The 902-nt window shown below is 39.7% G+C and carries 2 protein-coding genes; both read right to left on the bottom strand.

All coding sequences use genetic code 11. The features are described from left to right. Positions 1-14: 14 nt before the first annotated feature. Complete coding sequence (locus ACFIM8_RS09145; protein ID WP_375607612.1) at positions 15-416, bottom strand: hypothetical protein; 402 nt, start codon at positions 414-416, stop codon at positions 15-17. Further along, positions 413-902 (bottom strand): hypothetical protein (locus ACFIM8_RS09140; protein WP_375614834.1); only part of this gene is annotated, 490 nt, incomplete at its 5' end. The genes ACFIM8_RS09145 and ACFIM8_RS09140, both read right to left, overlap by 4 nt.

The raw sequence follows: 902 nt of genomic DNA, 5'->3' as shown, positions 1-902 counted from the left end.
ACAAACAGCAACACTTAAGGTTTGCATTCAGATGCGTTTTTATACCTTTTACAAAAAGGGCTGTTTAAGCGCTTTTCAACACTTCGTTTCGGAATGACCGCGCCTGGTCGACAAATCGGAAGGTTTTCCCTCCAATGATTCACACACCAAGATGGACCGCCATATCTGTCACGGAATCCTGCTTGAATCATACAAGCATAAATTGTTGCATTATCATTATTGCTGAGCTTTTGATTTTCAGCCTCAAGATAATTAAGATGTGGCATGCCACATTCTAATAAGGCTTTTCCTACCTCGGTAAAGTCTGCTCCTGGCTTGATCCACCCATATACTTCCCCTGGAGGAGATTTGTCCATATCACATCCAGTAATACTTAATAGAATGAGCAGGCTCAATAAGTTAAATCGTATTTTCATTTTTTGTTCCCTGTTCTCGTGGAATAAAATTTTATAAAATCAAATGAACCGTAATCATTTTTACACTTAGCACTTGCATCAGCATAACAATTATGGGTACTAGGATTATAGCCGATGATCGCTCCCCCCATCTCTCTGAGGGGTAGAATTAACGGATGTAATGAATCATATGGTTTGGAACGTACCCCATAAGCTGTAGGAAAATTAAAACCAATGATTGTACTTACGGGGTCTAACATATGGCCTTGTATGTAGATATAATTTTTTTCGCCATCGCTTAGATAATCTACTGTATTGGCCATCGATTGCATGTGAGCAGCCGCTCCAACAAGATAGAAGTCTGTTTTCTTGGCTACACCGTGGATACCATGTTCTTGCAAGTCATTTGCTCCATTGCTTACTGTTATGGTACCACGGCTATGCCCACCAACAATAGCATTGTCATTGCCATAACGATAGATAAAATCTTGAAACTTTTTGGTTGAA

The sequence above is a fragment of the Bartonella sp. AC535YNZD genome, from assembly GCF_042196625.1.
Classification (GTDB): Bacteria; Pseudomonadota; Alphaproteobacteria; order Rhizobiales; family Rhizobiaceae; genus Bartonella.
This window is presented reverse-complemented; position numbering and strand designations above follow the sequence as displayed.

What these genes read in the sequence shown, in the direction of transcription:
- ACFIM8_RS09145 (WP_375607612.1), bottom strand. Translation starts at nt 416, where the DNA reads ATGAAAATACGATTTAACTTATTGAGCCTGCTCATTCTATTAAGTATT.